Source organism: Paenibacillus phytorum (genome assembly GCF_013141715.1).
Taxonomy (GTDB): Bacteria; Bacillota; Bacilli; order Paenibacillales; family NBRC-103111; genus Paenibacillus_E; species Paenibacillus_E phytorum.
In genome coordinates, this window is record NZ_WHOA01000204.1 from 1 (window position 1) to 18,246 (window position 18,246).

17 protein-coding genes are annotated in these 18,246 nt (G+C 36.0%); 15 read left to right on the forward strand and 2 right to left on the reverse strand.

Features of this window, described 5'->3' with window-relative positions; translation table 11 throughout:
* From GC098_RS29150 to ltrA, 5 genes are all read left to right on the forward strand, one after another.
* Positions 1–1,364, forward strand: a 1,364-nt coding sequence (locus GC098_RS29150; protein ID WP_171646816.1) for a helix-turn-helix domain-containing protein, incomplete at its 5' end; no start/stop codon positions are given.
* A gap of 95 nt (positions 1,365–1,459) precedes the next feature.
* A complete protein-coding gene (locus tag GC098_RS29155) occupies positions 1,460–2,131 on the forward strand; it encodes a TnsA endonuclease N-terminal domain-containing protein (RefSeq protein ID WP_171646818.1) in 672 nt (223 codons plus the stop codon).
* Positions 2,116–4,215: a TnsB C-terminal domain-containing protein gene (locus tag GC098_RS29160; RefSeq protein WP_171646820.1), complete on the forward strand. Its 2,100-nt coding sequence runs from the start codon at positions 2,116–2,118 to the stop codon at positions 4,213–4,215. Before GC098_RS29155 ends, GC098_RS29160 begins: the two co-directional genes overlap by 16 nt.
* Positions 4,212–5,255: a TniB family NTP-binding protein gene (locus GC098_RS29165; protein WP_171646822.1), complete on the forward strand. Its 1,044-nt coding sequence runs from the start codon at positions 4,212–4,214 to the stop codon at positions 5,253–5,255. The genes GC098_RS29160 and GC098_RS29165 overlap by 4 nt, the downstream gene beginning before the upstream one ends.
* A 701-nt stretch (positions 5,256–5,956) precedes the next feature.
* Entirely contained in the window at positions 5,957–7,021 is a 1,065-nt protein-coding gene (ltrA, locus tag GC098_RS29170; protein WP_171646824.1) for a group II intron reverse transcriptase/maturase, read from the forward strand.
* Here the strand turns inward: ltrA and GC098_RS29175 are convergent.
* Entirely contained in the window at positions 6,960–7,313 is a 354-nt protein-coding gene (locus tag GC098_RS29175) for a helix-turn-helix domain-containing protein (RefSeq protein WP_171646826.1), read from the reverse strand. The genes ltrA and GC098_RS29175 overlap by 62 nt on opposite strands.
* A 148-nt stretch (positions 7,314–7,461) precedes the next feature.
* Between GC098_RS29175 and GC098_RS29180 the strand changes: the two genes are divergently transcribed.
* The 4 genes from GC098_RS29180 (at position 7,462) to GC098_RS40985 (ending at position 10,607) form a co-directional block, all read left to right on the forward strand.
* Positions 7,462–7,776, forward strand: coding sequence for a hypothetical protein (locus GC098_RS29180; RefSeq protein ID WP_171646828.1), 315 nt, complete (start codon positions 7,462–7,464; stop codon positions 7,774–7,776).
* 26 nt (positions 7,777–7,802) lie between these two features.
* On the forward strand, positions 7,803–9,521 hold the full coding sequence (locus GC098_RS29185; RefSeq protein ID WP_171646830.1) for a TniQ family protein: 1,719 nt from the start codon (positions 7,803–7,805) through the stop codon (positions 9,519–9,521).
* Positions 9,518–10,333 carry a hypothetical protein gene (locus tag GC098_RS29190; RefSeq protein ID WP_171646832.1) on the forward strand — a complete coding sequence of 272 codons (816 nt, stop codon included), beginning with the start codon at positions 9,518–9,520 and terminating at the stop codon, positions 10,331–10,333. The genes GC098_RS29185 and GC098_RS29190 overlap by 4 nt, the downstream gene beginning before the upstream one ends.
* A gap of 133 nt (positions 10,334–10,466) precedes the next feature.
* Complete coding sequence (locus tag GC098_RS40985) at positions 10,467–10,607, forward strand: diguanylate cyclase domain-containing protein (protein ID WP_171646855.1); 141 nt, start codon at positions 10,467–10,469, stop codon at positions 10,605–10,607.
* Between the two features lie 847 nt (positions 10,608–11,454).
* On the opposite strand, the gene GC098_RS29200 is transcribed toward GC098_RS40985, so the two are convergent.
* Complete coding sequence (locus GC098_RS29200; protein ID WP_171646834.1) at positions 11,455–12,918, reverse strand: TnsD family Tn7-like transposition protein; 1,464 nt, start codon at positions 12,916–12,918, stop codon at positions 11,455–11,457.
* Positions 12,919–13,621: 703 nt separating this feature from the next.
* Between GC098_RS29200 and GC098_RS29205 the strand changes: the two genes are divergently transcribed.
* The 6 genes from GC098_RS29205 (at position 13,622) to GC098_RS29230 (ending at position 17,594) form a co-directional block, all read left to right on the forward strand.
* A complete protein-coding gene (locus GC098_RS29205) occupies positions 13,622–14,377 on the forward strand; it encodes a YheC/YheD family protein (RefSeq protein WP_171646836.1) in 756 nt (251 codons plus the stop codon).
* A gap of 145 nt (positions 14,378–14,522) precedes the next feature.
* Positions 14,523–14,816: a hypothetical protein gene (locus tag GC098_RS29210; RefSeq protein ID WP_171646838.1), complete on the forward strand. Its 294-nt coding sequence runs from the start codon at positions 14,523–14,525 to the stop codon at positions 14,814–14,816.
* A gap of 188 nt (positions 14,817–15,004) precedes the next feature.
* Positions 15,005–15,544 (forward strand): hypothetical protein, encoded by a 540-nt coding sequence (locus GC098_RS29215; protein WP_171646840.1) that lies wholly within the window; start codon positions 15,005–15,007, stop codon positions 15,542–15,544.
* A 111-nt stretch (positions 15,545–15,655) separates the two neighbouring features.
* The gene (locus GC098_RS29220) at positions 15,656–16,123 is read left to right on the forward strand and encodes a DUF2716 domain-containing protein (protein WP_171646842.1); all 468 of its coding nucleotides are present in this window, start codon (positions 15,656–15,658) and stop codon (positions 16,121–16,123) included.
* Positions 16,124–16,369: 246 nt separating this feature from the next.
* Complete coding sequence (locus GC098_RS29225) at positions 16,370–16,684, forward strand: hypothetical protein (RefSeq protein ID WP_171646844.1); 315 nt, start codon at positions 16,370–16,372, stop codon at positions 16,682–16,684.
* Positions 16,685–16,985: 301 nt separating this feature from the next.
* Positions 16,986–17,594 (forward strand): hypothetical protein, encoded by a 609-nt coding sequence (locus tag GC098_RS29230; RefSeq protein WP_171646846.1) that lies wholly within the window; start codon positions 16,986–16,988, stop codon positions 17,592–17,594.
* Positions 17,595–18,246 lie beyond the last annotated feature (652 nt).

Consider the following 18,246-nt stretch of genomic DNA (forward strand, 5'->3'; position numbering starts at 1 on the left):
TAATAGAAAAATCATATTTAAGTGAATCCAATCATTTGTTATTAGGCTACCTTAATCTTGTTGAATTACATAAACTCTTTTTTATGCTTTTACTTGAGAGTGATATTACTCTTACTCCGCAAAGTAAATATGCAGTCATAAATGAATTCACAATTGAAGTCATCCACCCAATAATGATTAGAATAACGAATTTATTTTCTGAATGGCCGTTCAATTTTCATGATTTCTTAAAGCGCTATAAATCTAAATGGAATTCTAGTAGGCAAGAGGGGGTTAATAAAGATTTCGGAAGTTTTTATTCAGTTCTTTATAGTTCCTTCGGAGAGAGCCAGTTCGATTTCTTGAGAAATGAATTTGAAAAATATATTACTCAACATTGGACTGGTGGTCATGTAAGTAGGTTTACTAAGATTTCGAACCGTTCTTCAAAATATATTTCAGCAGCGAAAGCGTTTCAGAATTATGGAATTAATGGTATTAATATTTGCAGGTTAATTGATCAAGGATTGATTAGTGGTAAGTTTATTGAAAAAAACAGTAGCAAAATAATTCTTATTGAAGAAACGAGTCTAATTTCATATGTTAATAAGCTAAGTGGGACCTTACCAAGTTATCAAGCCGCGGAGTACTTAGGCATATCTGAAAATACCCTACTTGATCTATTGGAACACAAATGTATCTCTGCATTTCGTGGACCTCTCGTAGATGGTTATTCTCACTGGCATTATGAAAAAGAGATCATTGATGGAATGCTTACTGAGATTGATCAAAAAATAGTACCTTTAGATCCGGAAATAGATGAACGAGTACTAAAGTTTAGAACGATTGTACAAAACCCCAGGTATCCATGTAATACGGGGAAATTTGTTAAGCTAATTTTAGAAGGGAAAATCAGACCTTGTGATAAGCTCGATGGTTTAGGATTTACTTGTTATTTATTTCGTGAAAAAGAAATTTTGAATTATTTTTCAGATGAGATGAACAAATCGAAGAGTAATCTATCGATAAATGAAGTTTCTCACATTTTAAAATTAAAGAGAGAAGAAATAAACAAATTAATAAGAGCAGGATTACTCCCTGGAGATTGTAAAGGAAAAGGTAAAAGATCAGATATTTTGAGAGTTGATCTTGAATTATTTATGGAAAAATATATATCTTTGTCTGAAATCACTAGAAGCTATCAGTCTAATGTAAGATTTATGCTTAGAGTACTATCCAAACTACAAATTATGCCGATCGTAGGGTCAGATGTTGGATTGGTATATTTGTTTGATCGGAAAGAAATAAGCGAGAATGAAATTTTAATACAGCAGAAATTTGCAACAACGCCATTAACTAAAAAATCAAAAATGAAAAAGTTCTAGTGGAAGTTGTTCCGCTAGAATTTTTTTGTTTCATAGGTTTAAATTTAATGGCAATTGTAGAAACTAGTATCAACAATTATGAAAGGAGGTAGATTATGCAAGAGGTAGTTGCCAGAAAAATTAAACCCAAACGCAAAGGTTTCCGAGGAAAAGAACCATTCATAACGACAGGTGGGATGATTCATTGGGATAGTTTCAATGAACGGAATTATATTCGATTGGCTGATTTTGATCTCAGCGTATCAGCAATTTTCTATCAGCCAATTTGTATTCGGTACACTCATATCGGAAAGAAATATCGTTATTTCCCGGACTTCAAAGTAATTACGTTTAACGGAAAGACTTACATTGTAGAAGTGAAGCATTCTAAATACTTCGATACACCTAAGAACAGGATTAAGTATGAAGTAGGGAGGAAGTTTTGCGAAGAGAATGGCTGGATATATATTGTGGTAACAGAAAAGCAGATTGATCAAGGCTATTTACAATATAATCTAGCCTTACTCCGTGCTCATGGCCTTGAATTCTATGATCAGAAATATGAGACGGAAATGCTTGATAAACTTCAAGCCTTAAAGTCTTGCTACATATTTGAGTTAAGAGAATACTTCGAAGAGCTATCGAATGAACAATTTTTCTCCCTACTCTATCATTTAATTTACTTGCAAGACATCCGTATTGACTTAATCGGTTCGAAAATTACAGATGAATCGGTTATTTATTCAATAATTGAAGAAGAGGTGGAAGTAACATGTTTGCAGCATTAAAATATGGCACCCGTTTTCGGATTGGTGATATTGAGTACGAAATTCGTAGACAAGTGGATCAAGATTTTGAGGTGTTGAACAAGTCATATAATCTTGTAGAACTACTGACTCACGATCAAATTACAACCGAATATATGAATGACAATTTATATTTTAAAGAAGAGAATCAAATGCCATTTGATAAAATCGAGCACGATTTAAGCCAATACTCTGATGCTCAAAAAGATGAAATGCTAAAGCGCTTCTCAGTGATTAAACCAATGCTGGAGGGGCGGATTAAGAAGAGTGAAGTGCGCTCCTATCTCGAGAACTATCCGATGGAAGAACGTCCAGCCTCGAGTAAAGATCTCTCACCGGCTTCTTTTTATCGGTGGTTGAATAAATGGTATGAACACGAAGATATTCGATTTTTATGCCCGCAACCTCCTGGCCCCAAAAAGCGAAGAGTTAATGGTGAAGCACTAAATCGGATCAGCGAAGAAGTCCATAAAGCCGATAAAAAAGGTGAAATTACAACTGATCGGCAATTGTACATCAAAATCGAAAAAATGATATCCGATGACAACATCTTACGGGGAGAAAAAGATAAGCTTTCGGAAATCTCAGAGTCTACTTTCCGGAGAATAAGGAAAGAGATAGGAGATCCTTATGCTCGAAATGTAATAATCTTCGGTCGAGCAAAAGCAGATTTATTACAAAACGGTGTAAGATCAGAAACAGTGACAACTAGGCCGCTTGAAATTATTGAGCTTGATTGGACCCCATTAGATTGGCTAATCAAGGAATTTAATTTTGATGAGCGGTTGAGACCCACATTAATTCATGCTGTCGACAAACACACCGATGAACCCTGGGGGTTTCATGTTATTTTTAAAGAGCATCCTAATGCTCAGGACTTAAAACAGTGTTTGCTTAATGGGATGATGCCAAAGTCATACTTAAAGGAACGTTACCCTTTGGTTCAAAAAGACTGGACGGCTTATGGTATTCCAGAGACGATCAGATTGGATAATGCCAAAATTAACGATTGTCGTGATTTTGAAGAAATCTGTTCATTTCTTAATATCGGACTACAGTACTGTGAGGTACAGTCTGGTCATCAAAAAGGTACTATAGAAGGCGCGTTAGGTAATCTCAATAAAAAATTATTTCATTCAGTAGAAGGAACACTCTTTTCAAACCCCGAACAACGGGGCCAGTACGATTCTTATGGGAAGGCCTGTGTCAGTATGAAAGGCCTTTATCATATCATTCACATTTTACTAGTGGACTTGGTGACTCATGTATATAACCGAGGCCGCAGAGGAATCCCTCATCACTTATGGGAGAATGGATTAATCGAAAATAAAGTCCACCGTAAACTTCCATATAAAAAGCAATACCTTCATTTACTAATGTCAACAAAGGCAGTTACAAGAAAAATCACACCAAAAGGCATCGAATTATTAGGGGAGTTTTTTTTCAGTGATGAATTAAATAATCTTCGGCATAGACTTGATCGTGAAAAGGGTGACACAACTGTATTAGTTAGATACGGTGATGCCGATTTGCGTACCATTTACATCAGAGATGAGAAAGAAAAACGATATATTGAAGCTTACCCGAGAAAAGGCGGGTTAGAAAATAAGAAAATCGACCGTAATTACCCGGTCCATTCTGAAATTCTGGCATACATTTGTAACCAGAATAACAAGAATTACAATGAATTTGATACATCAGATATGGCTACTGCTTACGAGAATGTTCAGGAGGTCATTAAGCAGGAGAAGGCTGAAGATCGGAAAATCAAAAGACAACGCAATCGCGAAAAAGCAAACGGTGATACGGTTCCTAGTGCTATTGATGGTGTTCCACAAGAGTTTATTCCCGCAGCTGATAAATCTGACCTGATTAAGGACATAGAGGAAATTACATCGCAAAAGATTAAGAGTGATGAAATTTCCCCCAAAAAGGTCACTGATTCTGAAATTAGTTTGATTGAGTACTCAAAACCTGGAACTGAGATAGTTTACGACGAAGAAGTTGATCTTGACAAACTCGCATCCCAATGGGGAGTAAATAAAAAAGGAGCTGTTAATGAATGATACAAGTAAGTAATTTTCGTCCTCTGAAGGGCTTAAAACCACCATTTGAAGAACTCCGAAATCGAGTAGAGCACACAAAGAAAATTATCGTACAACATCCTCAATACGAAGAGTTGTTGGACGAACTAAAGATGCGGTTCATGCTTTCAAATGGCTCAGTATCCCCAGATTGCTTATTTATATATGGACATACGGGGGTAGGAAAGAGTACAGTCACTACTGAGTTTACAGAGTGTTTTCCACGCCAATTAGTTGAATTGTCAGATCGCAAATACATGAAAATTCCAGTTTTAAAAGTAACGGTGCCACCAAAAGCAACACCTCGTTCATTAGCATCCAAAATATTGAAAATAATGGGAGATCCTCTCCATCATCGTGGGACTGAAACGGAGCTTACAAGTAGAGTTCATCATTACATCGAAGCATGTGATGTTAAAATGATTGTGCTCGATGAATTTCAACATTTAATTGATGCAGATACGCAGCATGTTTTGTCAACCGCTTCGAACTGGGTTAAAACATTCACAGAAGAGATCAATATTCCAGTTGTTCTTTGTGGTATGCCTGAATCTCTACGAATTTTTGAAACAAATCCACAACTCGATCGAAGATTTACCAATAAAATTGAGTTGACGCCATTTCTTTACCGAACTGAGGCTGAGATAGTTCAGTTTCGTGTATTCCTTAAAAAGATAGAGAACGATCTTCCATTTTATGAGTCAAGTAATATAACAGATCGTATTATTTCAGATAAAATTTATTACGTAACAAATGGTATTCCCTTTTATGTTATGCAATTGATTGTGGAAGCTACAACGTCTGCTCTATTGGATGGTAGTGATAAAATACTTGAAACACACCTCAATAAAGCGTTTCGTAAGATAAAACAATCTGCACGTAAATTAATAGCTAATCCGTTTGAAGATAACAAGTTTGAACTGAGCGACTATTTACAACTGGAGAAGGAGAAAGAGGATTTCTTGAAACAGCAAACAAACGAAGAAAAGAAAAAGAAAAGAATTAGCAAAAAAAAATTATGACTATTGAAGAATCAATAGTTAGATATCAATGTTGCGATTTCTTCTCGGAAATTCAATCAGAGGACGGTAGACCATAAAATTGTAACTAAACGAATATTATTAACTGACTTAAAGCAAACGGCGGCCTCCCAGGTCGCCGTTTAATTTTGTGCGCCCAGCATGGGCGCTATCTCTAGGGTTCAAGTCCCGAATGGCGAAGGCAGTAGTAGCCATAGCTTAAGACAAGGGTGTCGACCGTGAGGTCGAAACTGAAGGAAGTCGGCGGCAAATCTCTGGTCTGAGGAACACGAATTCCATATAAGGCTATCGTACGTTGGGAGAGACTGCAAAACAAGTCAAAGCCCTTACTGCCGAAGGCGTACGAGAGTAAATGGAGCAGATAGATGGAGAGGAAGATAGCCTCTTACCTGGGGAGATCTGTACGGAACGCAAAGCTAACTTTGTAAACTTGTATGTGAATACAGGCTGAACGTACAGAAGTCAGCAGAAGCCATATTACGTAAGGTGTTGCAACACCTGGCGGAAGGGCTGAACATGAAATAGGTATTTGTACATCAAGGCGTTCAGAGTGAGTAATGAAAGCAGAAAATCCGAAAGGACTTATCTGAAGGAGGAAACGGTGAATCCGTGGGGGACTTCGGAAGGGCAGAATTCCTCTGGCACAAGAGGAAGGCACAAATCACGTAAGGAGAGGTAAAAAAATGTTGGAGCAATTGCTATCACGGGAAAATCTTCTACAGGCGTTAAAGCGTGTCGAAACCAATAAGGGAAGCCATGGCGTAGATGGAATGTCCGTAAAATCCTTACGAGAACACATCAAACAAAATTGGCAGACGATACGGCAAGAGATAGAAGAAGGAGTCTACCAACCGAGTCCTGTTCGTCGGGTCGAAATCCCAAAACCGAATGGCGGGACACGGATGTTAGTTATCCCTACCGTGGCAGACCGACTGATTCAACAAGCAATCGCTCAGGTACTAACACCATTGTTCGATCCACAGTTTTCCGATCACAGTTACGGGTTTCGTCCGAAGAGGCGAGGACACGATGCAGTGAAGAAAGCTCAAGCATATATGTCCGAAGGATTCCGATTCGTCGTCGATCTTGATCTAGAAAAGTTCTTTGACCGTGTTCATCACGACAGGCTCATGATGAAACTTGCCGCATGGGTGAAGGACAAGAAAGTCCTTCTACTCATACGGAAGTATCTACAAGCGGGTGTAATGGAGGATGGTTTGGTTAAGCCGACTGCGGAAGGAACGCCACAAGGCGGCCAGTTAAGTCCGTTGTTATCCAACATTGTGCTGGATGAATTAGACCAAGAGCTAGAGAAGCGTGGACACCGCTTCGTCCGTTATGCGGACGATTGCAATATCTACGTGAAGACCCGAAGGGCAGGCGAACGAGTCAAGGCATCTGTAACCAAATTCATCGAGAACAAACTTAAGCTTAAGGTAAACCAAGCGAAAAGTGCGGTAGACCGCCCTTGGAAACGAAAGTTTCTTGGGTTCAGCTTTAGTATGAATAAACAGCCAAAGGTAAGGATTGCCAAGCAATCTTTACAGAAAGCTGAGGCCCGAATTAGAGAGATAACTTCTCGAAAGAAGCCGATGAAGATGGAAGAGCGAAATAAAGAGCTAAACCAATACCTCATAGGATGGTGCGGCTATTTCTCGCTTGTACGGTGGTGTGAGAGGCCGGGGGCTAGCCGCCCCCTCCTACTCGATTATCAAAAACCTCCATCAATATGTTCTTCGCTTTTTTAACATCTTTTGGGCTAATTGAAAGGAGGAGATCTATGATTTGTTCCAAATTATGAGATTTTCCTTTTGTTTGACTTACCCTAGTATAAGAGAAAAGTTCATATATCCCAACATTCAAAGCTTGTGCAATTTTGGTAAGATTTAGAACAGATATATTGGTTTCCGCTCGTTCGACTCCCCCAATATAGGTATAGTTTAAGTTGGCTAACTCACCTAATTGCTCCTGTGATAATCCTCGTTCTTTTCGTAAGTCCCGTATCCGTTTACCAATTAACTTCAAAATTGATTCAGACATTAGCTACACCTCTAATTGAAGTGTAGTCAACCAATATGCAGATATACACGAGAGAAAACTAGTATTTAAAATTAAATACTATATATATGTATGATTAATCTAGTGTTTGGTAATAATATTAATAATAGATTAATAGGAGGTGTACAATGTGGAAAATTTAGTTGATCTGTTTCCACTTGAGCATGCTGAAGTAACCGAGAAAGGAATTCTTTTTAATGGTCTTATTTATTCCTGCAGTATTGCAATTCGTGAACAGTGGTATTTAAAAGACTTTCAAGAAATTCCAATTTACATTGATAACTATGACAATGATTACATTTTTGTATTATTGAATGATGATAGTTTAACGATAGCATATCGAATCTTGGAAAATAAAAGTTTGGACGAGCAAGGTATAAAAGATTATCAAGAGCGTATTAGATTTTTAAAACAGCAATTAAAAATGCGAAAAAAAAGGCGTTGATTAACATGTGTGATTATTCTAAAACAATGCTCATTCGACCATTAATTCAGCAAAACGAAAGCCTTTCAGGTTTTCTATATCGTTTACAACACATGAATGGCTATGCATCTGTTTCCTGTATTGTATCTCAACTTGGATTGTCTGCTTCTACATCGCAAAATAATGAGTTTAGTGGAAAAGCATTGGAGAAACTGGGGGAATTGACGCTCGATGAAGTTGAAATGTATGAAAAGCATAATGGTTATTACCTCCAAAATATTTTTGGAGTTGATTTGTATACAAAAATCATTATGAAAAACAGGGTTAAATATTGTCCCGCTTGTATAAAGGAAAATTTCTTTCACCGGGTAATTTGGAATATTATTCCCATTCAAATGTGTTATCATCATCAGAACTTGATGGTTGATTCTTGTCCTAAATGCGGCAGCCAGATAAGCTTAGGGACTTTCATGAATCAAGAATGTAATAAATGCTCGTTCAGTTTCCTAGACACACATATCACTATAACAACCAATAGTATTTTTTTAGAATCTCAAAAACAAATAATAGAAGGTTTTCGAGATAATAACTTTCTCGTTATTGATAAATGTAATTTAGTTCAATTTTTCAGATTAGCTTACCATAGTTTTCATCTACTCATTGAAGCGCGGGACTATACAGAGTTAAGTCATGATAACTTATTGTTTTTCCATAATCGTGCAAAGGGTGAGAAGAGTGGAATGAAGATGGCCATTGCACTTGCCAATGTCTATTGGATGTATCTTGATTTCCCAAACAGATTCTATGTAGTTCTTGATGATTTCTTAGATCGTAATAAAAAAATGCAAAGATATGGACGACTAAAAGGTTTCGAGAGTATCTTTAATGATTCGACATTTCTATGGCTCAAGGAATCTTATGTTTCATATTTTATCAAACAAATCGATGAGGGTATGGTTAGGAAAGACTTTTCTATTTTTAAAAAAGAACCTGAATTATTATTAAAAAGAAGTAGAGTCAGGAGAGAGGAAGTCCGACAAGACATTGGTAATGGATATGATAAACTTCATGAGTTAAATGATAATAAAAAGCACCAAATAGTCACTAAATTAACAAAAGGAAAGAATATTTATTTGGTGGAAAAGTCGAAGATCGAAGATTATTTGAGAATTAGAGAGAATTTAATTTCAAAAAAGGAAGTCGGATTGATTTTGGGAATTCGTGTAAAATCTGTTCAAAAGTTAGTTGATTCCGGATATTTCACTCCTATTAAAATTGCAAATTCTCTAAAAGAAATGTTTAACATTCATGAGGCGAAAGAGTTTATGGGAAAATGCAAGGGTTCAATGGTGACGATAATAGAACCATCATTAATAAGCTTCCATGAAGCCCTTAAAAAATATCCAGCAAATTCTTTAACCGTAGTAAAAATTGTCGAATTCACACTTTCTGGACAGCTTAAGCCTCAGCACTTAACTCATTTTGGAACATTCGCTGAAAACTATTATTATGAGCATGATCTTCAGAACTGTTTACAATTAATAAAAATGAAGCGAGAAAATGATATTGGGTTTGTGTTTAATGATGTTTTTAAAAAGCTGAAAATTGGTGACAGAAGGTTGTGGAGGATCCTCAAAGAACAGGATATACAAGCCGATTTTACCTTAATAATGAAGAATGGTAGGAAAAAATATTATTTTAAAGAGGAGACGGTTTTAAAGATTAAAGAAATCATTAGTAGTAGTAAAGGAGTTAAAGTAAATTGAGCATGGAAGGAGTAAAAGAGTTTATTGTAAATGGGTCATATGTGAGACTTAAGCATGAGATGGAAAAGTTAATCCATTTAAAAGATCAGATACGTGAAGAGCAAGATAATTTAAACTTAAAACGTATCGAATGGACTGATGTTGGAGTTGTAGGTGAGTTTACAACAAATAAACGTTATAGATATAATCACAAAGAATTAAAAATATTTCTCTTTGATTTAGGTATTCTACCCTTGGTGGCTACGTTTATAGAATGTACTGATTTAACAGATACAGAGATAGAGATGGTCGGGAAGCTTCAAATACCAGGAGAAAAGTATTTGCACTATTCTCCTAATAAATTAGGCAAATATAAGGAGGATGAAATCATTGGCCAAGTAGCGCCATCTGTTGAAACAACTCTAACTGAAAAAGTTAGTCTCTGGAAAGAAACATATTTAAAGTTCGAAGTATTAAACAAAATGTGGGAAAAGCAAAGAAAGAATGCTCTGGCTGATCAGGAGTTGATATTATCAAAAAAAGTATCATTCGAATACGGTACGATTTCACTACAGGAAACATCAGAGAAATATAGAGTTAAAGATTTATTTGAACTGCTAAATAATGAAAGGTTACTTGAGGTTGCAAAAATTGATCTAGCTAAAATAATTGAATTTACGGCTAGGGGATTAATAAAGATATCTGAATTAAATAAGTATAGAGGAGTGATTGATGTGCAAAGGAAGTATATACTCATGACGTTACAAAAGGAAAAACAGAAAAGATATTATTGGGACAGAAGGCTAGAAATATTATCAAAATTAAGTTTATGATCAATCGTGAGAGACGAAGGGCAGATTCAATTCACTCATAGTTATGCGGGTCGGTACGGTGGGGAAGAAATGGTATTACATTACTAGTGATAAAAATCGGAGTTGATAGGAAGAATTTGGTGAGAAAGTTAGAATAGAGAACGAATCTTCTCCGCGTGTTACAGCAGCAAGTATTGGTTTTTCAACATGGATCAAGGGAGTTACAGCAAGTCAGCTTGTGAAACATGCCGATGAAACTATGTATCACAGCAAAACAACCGGAAAGAATAAATGATCAAGGGAAATAAAGATTGTTAGTGGAAAATAAAGCGATTGATCGAGGAAAATAAATGATCAAGGAAAATAAAGATCGTTAGTGGAAAATAAAGTGTGTTACTGGAAAATAGAGTTCGTTAGTTAATTTTACAAATGTAAACAGAATAAATTTGTAGAGAATACTAAAGAGGTCGTAGAAGACAAGATAAGATGCAATGAATGGAAATTGTGCTTGAAAAGAGATTTTTCTCGTTGGATTGATATTGATTTTTCTATTTACTAATGAATGTTAGACAGTCATAAAAAATTGATGAAGGAAAAATAGTTAAGGGCTCCATCGTAGCTAAATGCAAATAAAAAATCTTATAAATATAACAACAAAGGAAGCACTTCAAAAGGAGGTGCTTCCTTTGTTGTTATATTATTGTTGCTATTTACATTGCATATATCTCACATTGCTGCCACATTTAAAAAGCAAGACTCTTAAAACTTTCACTAAATTAAAAATTTACAATAAGAAAAGAGATACGTTTGGTAAAAGAAAATAAGAATGCAAATAATTCTCTGATCGAATGGGGAGCGAGAAAGCAAACTCATTTAAGTAATCAATTGCCACTTGAGGGAATTTATGAATTCTTAAATTTTTTTAACTGTAAATACTCTAGCGCCATTGCAATTTAGCGGGTCTCCATCCAACATCTGAACTCAAAAAAACAGGGAGTAGCAGCCGCGGCAAACTACTCCCTGATCATTATAAACTTGTTTTCGTTAGCTGAACTACCAACTGCGAGGCATTGCACATCTACCGTCATTCATAGCTTTCTTAGTTACTTCGTTTTTCGTATGATTGATCGATCTTTGGAGGTTTATACAATATTTTTTACAGACTCTGACTTATTAAATGGTGCAACTTTTTTCTGATGTCTTATCAATATTTTTTTTACATGTATCTCTGTAGTTCTTAGGATTCGAGCAGTTTCTTTATAACTTTTTACATTCGAATAGACTTGAAATAAAAGGCTAATCCAAGCGAATGAATTTCTTTCGGGTATCTGTATTTTTTTATCTAGTATACGATTCCTTTTGTTAACTTTTTGAGCTTGTTGAATTTTCGACTCATATAACTTAAATATTTCCTCTTCCTTCCTTTCCCAAAGCCATCCTTTATCCTTTACATGAATTCCGTCCATATTTTGTAAGGTTCCTCTGTTGCATTTTCTTGTATAGGTATATCCACAATTTTCACATTTGAATGTTCCGTAAATTACATCTCTGAAACTATATCTTTGACAAACTACTATTGACTTCTGTTTATTTTTTGAACATAACTCATTAAGACATTCCCAAGGACCTCGGCCAAAAGGGATAAAAGGTTCCGTATCTATAATTTTTTTGTTTAGGAAATTACTCACTGAACCTGAAAAATAAATCATCAGTAAAATATGAATCAATATATTGTAATGATTACCTTGAAGATTCAAGTAGATTTGTGCAAACTTTCTATGTATTTGATTAATTTTTATCCCTAAAACTTCTAGATTTTCAATTGAGAAAGAGTCCAAAAAATCTTTTATAAGACTTTTATTTTTTTGCATTAATCCATTTGGTGAAAAATACCCTTTTTTTAAGGCATACTCTAAATATCTTTGTCTAATCAATTCAATATATATATATTTTTCATTATGGATAATAAATTTTGTGTCATCTGCCACTTGATGTATCAACTTCTCTAAGGCACTATTATACAAACTATGTTTTGCAAATGACGGCAGATAATGTTTATTACTACAATAAGGTGTTCCTAACAGTCTTCTATTATGATATAAAAATGGTTGTTGGCACATTGGACACGATGATATTAGATATGTATGGTGATTAGGGCAAACCAGAACAAATTTATATTGGTGAATTCTATGTACGTAAGATTCGCCGAACTTCTCATAATCTTCTAAGAGACAAATGGGGCAATATCGAACTTGATTTGAAATCATATGCTTGAGTTGATCGCTACCAATTACAATCCTTCCTTTTGTCATACCAATATCTTCAATAATGTTGTTAAATTCATTATCTGTATAAAAAGGTTTCATTAAAGGTAAATAAGAATGTTCTTTGACAATTCTATCTAAAGAATAAGAGTGTTTACCTGGTATATTATTTAATAAAGTCAATAGGTTTTTAGGAAGAATAAATCTATTCCTCACCGTTTTAACTTGGAATAACTTATACATGATTTCCATCATATAAGGGTTACCGGATAACTTAAAATACCGGTAGACAATACTTCCAAAATCCTCATCTGGATAGGCGTTCGGGAAAAAATTAAGCAACAGACATCTACCTCCATTCTAAATTAGATCTCTTTTCACAACGTTACTTTTCAAATTAGAAAATGCATTTTTATTTATAATTTTCATTAATGAAATGTGTGAAAATCAATTTAACCCCCTAACTAATTGCTCTATTTTTTTGTCTGTTAATCTATAAAACTAGTAATTTCCAAAATCAAGGAAATTATACTTTGGATTTTTGTCGGATGACAAGAACAATGTCCGAATCAAATCCGCATAAATCGCGGGCTATTTTAGTTATCGGATCAAGTTCTTGTCAATTGGCAATGTCAAGATCTTGATCCGATTGCCGATTTGTGACAAGAACATTGTCCGATTACCGACTTGAAAAATTGAACTAGCGCAGCTACTGAGTGACAAGAACATTATCACTTTCACGAGTTAGGTGCATTCAGTATTTAAATTGAATATCCGTTACGAACGGATATGATAGATATAACTTAAATTGTGAAGAAAAAATATGGTACAAAAAGGGGTTGGCTCCTCTTTTGTTTATTAAGTAAAGGGCATCGTACTAAACACATGCTTCCGCGGGGCGCTTAGTTTAATGCACATAAACAAGTACTGATGCCCTAAGGTTTTTCTTATACGATAAAGTTTTACGAAGTGTCCAAACATCGTTTGATTGTTCTTCATATAACAAAAGAGAACAGATATTTAGTGACCTGAGGTGATGGCATGCATGGTCTACTGGAATAACAAGCTAGGCAAATACCGCGCTATGCTGACCAATGAGGAGCTGGCCCGCCACCTGCCGCCGACGAAACTTGCCACGAAAGTAAACATACACGGGATGTTGGAGAAATATCACACACTCTATCTAAAGCCGAACCACGGAACTGGGGGCATGGGTATATTTAAGCTTTCTCAGCATGGTAACTACTATCGCCTGCAGAACGGTACGCGTAGCCGAACATTCACAACCTTCGATGGGGCGTATGCCGCTTTCGCGAAGGCAAAGGTGAAGAAAATCTACCTGGTTCAAAAGGGCATTCCTCTGCTCCATTATCAGAAACGGCCGTTCGATTTGCGCATCATGGTTCAGCGTAGCTCTCAGCGCAAGTGGGAAGTAACGGGGATCGTGGGACGCTTAGCTCGACCTCATAAAGTCGTGACCAACTACCACAGCGGCGGCATGCCGATGCAGGTCGATGAGTTACTGGCGTCCTTTGTGCCCCGTGCGAAGCAGGCTTCCTATATTAATCTGCTGAATACACTAGGCCTTCGGATAAGCAGACATATGAGCGACATTTTTCCACGGTCTCTGGCGTATGGGGTGGATATAGGAATAGATAAAGAGCTTAAGCCTTGGATCATAGAAGTCAATACGAAGCCGGATAAATACATTTTTAATGCCCTTGCCGATAAGCGGATGTTTCGCAAAATCATGCGGTACGCGGAGCTCACCAAAAACAAGCGGATGATGGAGAAACAATAGTTCAATATCAGAAGTGCTGCAAAGTGTTGCAGCACTTTGTTGTGTTAACGGGCAGGATACTTCCAATGTGTGGTACCATTAATTCAGCATAAATTTGCATTGGAGGCTTGTAGTTATTAATAAAAAGAAGTTGTCCAAGGAGTATATGAGTGATTTTTTAGCTATCAGAGAAATTGTTAATGAATTTGACCCTATGGGATTAATCGGGATGGGGGCTCATGACGACGAGCATGATAGGCTGACTCAAAAAATCATTCGCAACTTATATGACCATAACATTGACAAAATAAAGGATTTACTAATTGATTATTACGATGAGTATGGTTCCAGTGGTAGGGATATTAAAGAAGAGTACCAGGAGAGTTTTAACAGCAAAATTCAAACTACGTATAACCAAATTGAAGTTTGGTATCTCAACAAAAATAAGCCCATTGATTAAGCGAAGAACGATAGTTTAATCACAACACGACAGCAGCCAGCAATGACGATTGGCTGCTTTTGTCCGTTAAAGTAACGGGCAGCATTCCTTGAACAAAAGCGAAACTTATACAAGCACTAAACCGTTTTATTTTTGAAGGGATTTATTATGTTGATAACGAAAGTAATGCTACCAAAGGGGGCAGATTGTTGAAAAAAGGTAAATTAACTTTTTTTACACTTACAATTTTGGTACTGCTGCTTATCGGATTCTTAGCTTTTTATTTTATCGATAATCATCAACTGTATGGAAATGATAGAGATTCCATAGTAAAAGTAATTAAATCTATTAAAGGGTATGAAAACAAATCAATTGAAATCCTGGAGGTAAAAGATTTCAATGATCTAAGGGTTGTAGGATTTTTATCGGACAATAGTCCAGGCTACATTCAATTTAGAAAAAATAAAGATGATAATTTTGTTTGGAATTATGTCCAAGTGAGGGATGACGAAACATTTAGCTCATTCATTCCTGACCATCTTCGTATGTTTATGTTTGTTGCCAATAACGAAAATGAAATTGCTAAAATGCAAGTAAGTATAATTGGACAGAAATTTGAGCAAAAGTTTATTCCTTATAGGGCGACTGTTGCTTGGGTCGATTTTCCCGAAACCGATAATAGCCAATATGAATTTAGAAATTATAAGTATTATGATAAAGACGGAAATCTAATAAAAGAAATCAATTAGTTCGTTGAACTAACGGGCAGTAGAGCGTGGAAATTAGACTCATTAAAGTTGCCCTTAGTATGTTAGTATTGAATTGGGCTTTAAATGACGAGTATATCCGAGGTGTGCTAAATGGACAATTGGGTTCCTTTATCAAATGAACTTTATCGGCTAGTATGGGATAAATTTTATGAACATTTCAATTTTAAACCAAGTGTTCATAGTAGTGATTGGCCTTCCTTTAGTTTACCATCGCCTTATATTACTTATAAATTAACTAGTTATACGGATGATGACATAGACGATTTAGAGAGAAAGTGTGTTGCATGCCTTAAAGCAGTGACTGAACCAGATGAATATCTGTATGCCTTAGACTGGCAACACGAATCGTTTAAATATAATCCTCATTTGGGTCCACCGAGTACTATTTCCTTTTACCCAGATGGTGATTATTATCTCTTTATTAGTAAAGATTTCACATGGGGATATTTAGGGCATCCATGGGAACAAACAATTAGTATCTTTGGCGGAGATCTAATTCAGCAGTTTGAAATTAATAGTCCAAAATTGTTTGAGGAAGTAGTACGAAGTAGTGAATAGGTGATTAAGCTATCGGAAAACATTTCTTCAACAGGTGGGCAGGATAGAGTGGTCACTTCGCGAATACTTCAAGTGCGGATATTTTACTTTAGTGAGGTAAATCATGGGCTATTATTATCGAGGTATTCTTACTTCAATTGAGTCTTTAGATTGTATTAGAAATAGGTTTAGGAATCTCTACGCGATTCATTATACAAAAACTTAATAACTATACCAATTACAGATGAACTTTACGATGAAATAAATATGAACCAAGGCACTTCCTTTAAGAACTATGAATATTTGACTGATTTAATCGGTATATTTTGCTTGGAAATTTCTAAAGTCAGTAGAACTGTTTATATTGAGGCAGAATATTTTGGTGGAATAGGCACACAGAGCGGGATTGTGTGGGATTCAGAAGTCGTTATTTATGAGGAAACTTTAAGTGATGACGCAATTAATAAAACACTTGAGCATTTAGGAATTACAAAGACTGATGGTAAGGATGAATTCGATACTGTGAATTTAAGAAGACATCGATTCATTGATGATTGGAAAAACAATGAATATCATTTATAGATCCCCTCGAAGGTCTTTACTATCCTAATTGACGCTTAGGTTCAGCCTTTGGTCATTAACCTAACGAGAAACTATAGCTTCATCATGGAACACTACGGCAGCCGGTCAATACGATCGGCTGTCTTTGTTGAACTAACGGGCAGTAGAGCGTGGTTGATATTGCCAGTGGTTAGGCAGTTAATCCTTGACCTCATAATACGATAGGGCAGGAAAGTTCATTAAATCGCCGAATATCTTCAATATCAAATATTTGCGAAGTAATGTATTTTCAAGAGATCTCGTTTACCAAGAGGTGAGAAGGATGTTAAAAGAAATTCTTTCTAAAGATCCTAGCTTATTTATTGAGGATGCAAAGAATTATTTTATGAACTATCAGACAAAACTTATTACTGGAACAATCTTCTACTCTATGTATGAATATGAAAATTTAATGCAGATATATCGAACCAATAAGAATCAATATAGTAATTTGCTAGAAGGCTTTGTTTCATTGTGGGCTAATTCACTTATTGATGTTGAGGAATGGCATAATTATTATGAACCAAGTTATGAGTTTGCGAACGATGTAATTAAGAATTTTTTTCTAAGAGATATAAATGAATATACATATCACACAGGAACAACAGATTCATTATCAAATTATATTGATCAAAGCGTACAAAGAAGGTTAGATAGAGTTTCAAGAAATCGTAAGAAATATCCATTGATTCAATATGATCAAGTGTACCCAAGTTCTATTCCAGGAATTTATGTAAATCGCATAATGGTCGATGAGAGGAATTATACCTTTGGTATTGGATCTGGAGTCATCCAAGCAGAAGAGCTATGGTCTTATAATTATTGGGCAGGGTATAAACAGATACTTCTGGAAACTGAAGATGAATACATGTTCTTTATAGAAAGCATTTGAGTAACAAAATTCGATAACAGGACAGGACAGCTTGATGATGGAAGCATCTTAGTTCATTCAGCTAACGAGAAAGTATGACATGTTCTGCTATAAGCGCCTAACAGCGTGAAAAGCAGGAGATTACAATGAGTAATCTTAACTTTACAACCGAGGATGGGAATGACGGAACCATGTATCCCGAAACCATCCCGCCAATACTCCTGCGCGCGTCATGACTAACAGGTCATGTGGTGTGAAGTACAGGTAGATTCGGCAGAACGAAGGCTAGAGCCATTCGAATAGAAAAGGTATGCCAACGGATATGCCGCGTGGCTGAAAAACTGGATATGGTGAGAATGTTCAAACAGACTGAACTGACGAACTTCCGAATGTACAGGTCTAAAGTTAGAACATATGGAAACATATGTACCATCAAACGATGGGGTGGGCGGCGTAAAGTAAAAATTTTTTCTATGAAATACGCTATGTCGAACAATGGCGGCATTGGTCTCACAGGCTTAGAGGAAGCACCTAAGTCCAGAAAGATTAGCTAGGATGTAAGGGACTTGGAAAGCAAGGGACGTTGAAACAAGGGCTGTTACCCGAAACGGTTGTTATAAGGCGCATGCCGAAATACATTAATCCTTGTGAGGGCAGGGGCACGACTGATGAA

Excerpts from the sequence above, each read along its gene's own strand:
- GC098_RS29155 (WP_171646818.1), top strand. The coding sequence starts at position 1,460 with ATGCAAGAGGTAGTTGCCAGAAAAATTAAACCCAAACGCAAAGGTTTC.
- GC098_RS29160 (WP_171646820.1), top strand. The coding sequence starts at position 2,116 with ATGTTTGCAGCATTAAAATATGGCACCCGTTTTCGGATTGGTGATATT.
- GC098_RS29165 (WP_171646822.1), top strand. The coding sequence starts at position 4,212 with ATGATACAAGTAAGTAATTTTCGTCCTCTGAAGGGCTTAAAACCACCA.
- ltrA (WP_171646824.1), top strand. The coding sequence starts at position 5,957 with ATGTTGGAGCAATTGCTATCACGGGAAAATCTTCTACAGGCGTTAAAG.
- GC098_RS29175 (WP_171646826.1), bottom strand. The coding sequence starts at position 7,313 with ATGTCTGAATCAATTTTGAAGTTAATTGGTAAACGGATACGGGACTTA.
- GC098_RS29185 (WP_171646830.1), top strand. The coding sequence starts at position 7,803 with ATGCTCATTCGACCATTAATTCAGCAAAACGAAAGCCTTTCAGGTTTT.
- GC098_RS29205 (WP_171646836.1), top strand. The coding sequence starts at position 13,622 with ATGGTCTACTGGAATAACAAGCTAGGCAAATACCGCGCTATGCTGACC.
- GC098_RS29210 (WP_171646838.1), top strand. The coding sequence starts at position 14,523 with ATGAGTGATTTTTTAGCTATCAGAGAAATTGTTAATGAATTTGACCCT.
- GC098_RS29220 (WP_171646842.1), top strand. The coding sequence starts at position 15,656 with ATGGACAATTGGGTTCCTTTATCAAATGAACTTTATCGGCTAGTATGG.
- GC098_RS29225 (WP_171646844.1), top strand. The coding sequence starts at position 16,370 with ATGAACCAAGGCACTTCCTTTAAGAACTATGAATATTTGACTGATTTA.
- GC098_RS29230 (WP_171646846.1), top strand. The coding sequence starts at position 16,986 with ATGTTAAAAGAAATTCTTTCTAAAGATCCTAGCTTATTTATTGAGGAT.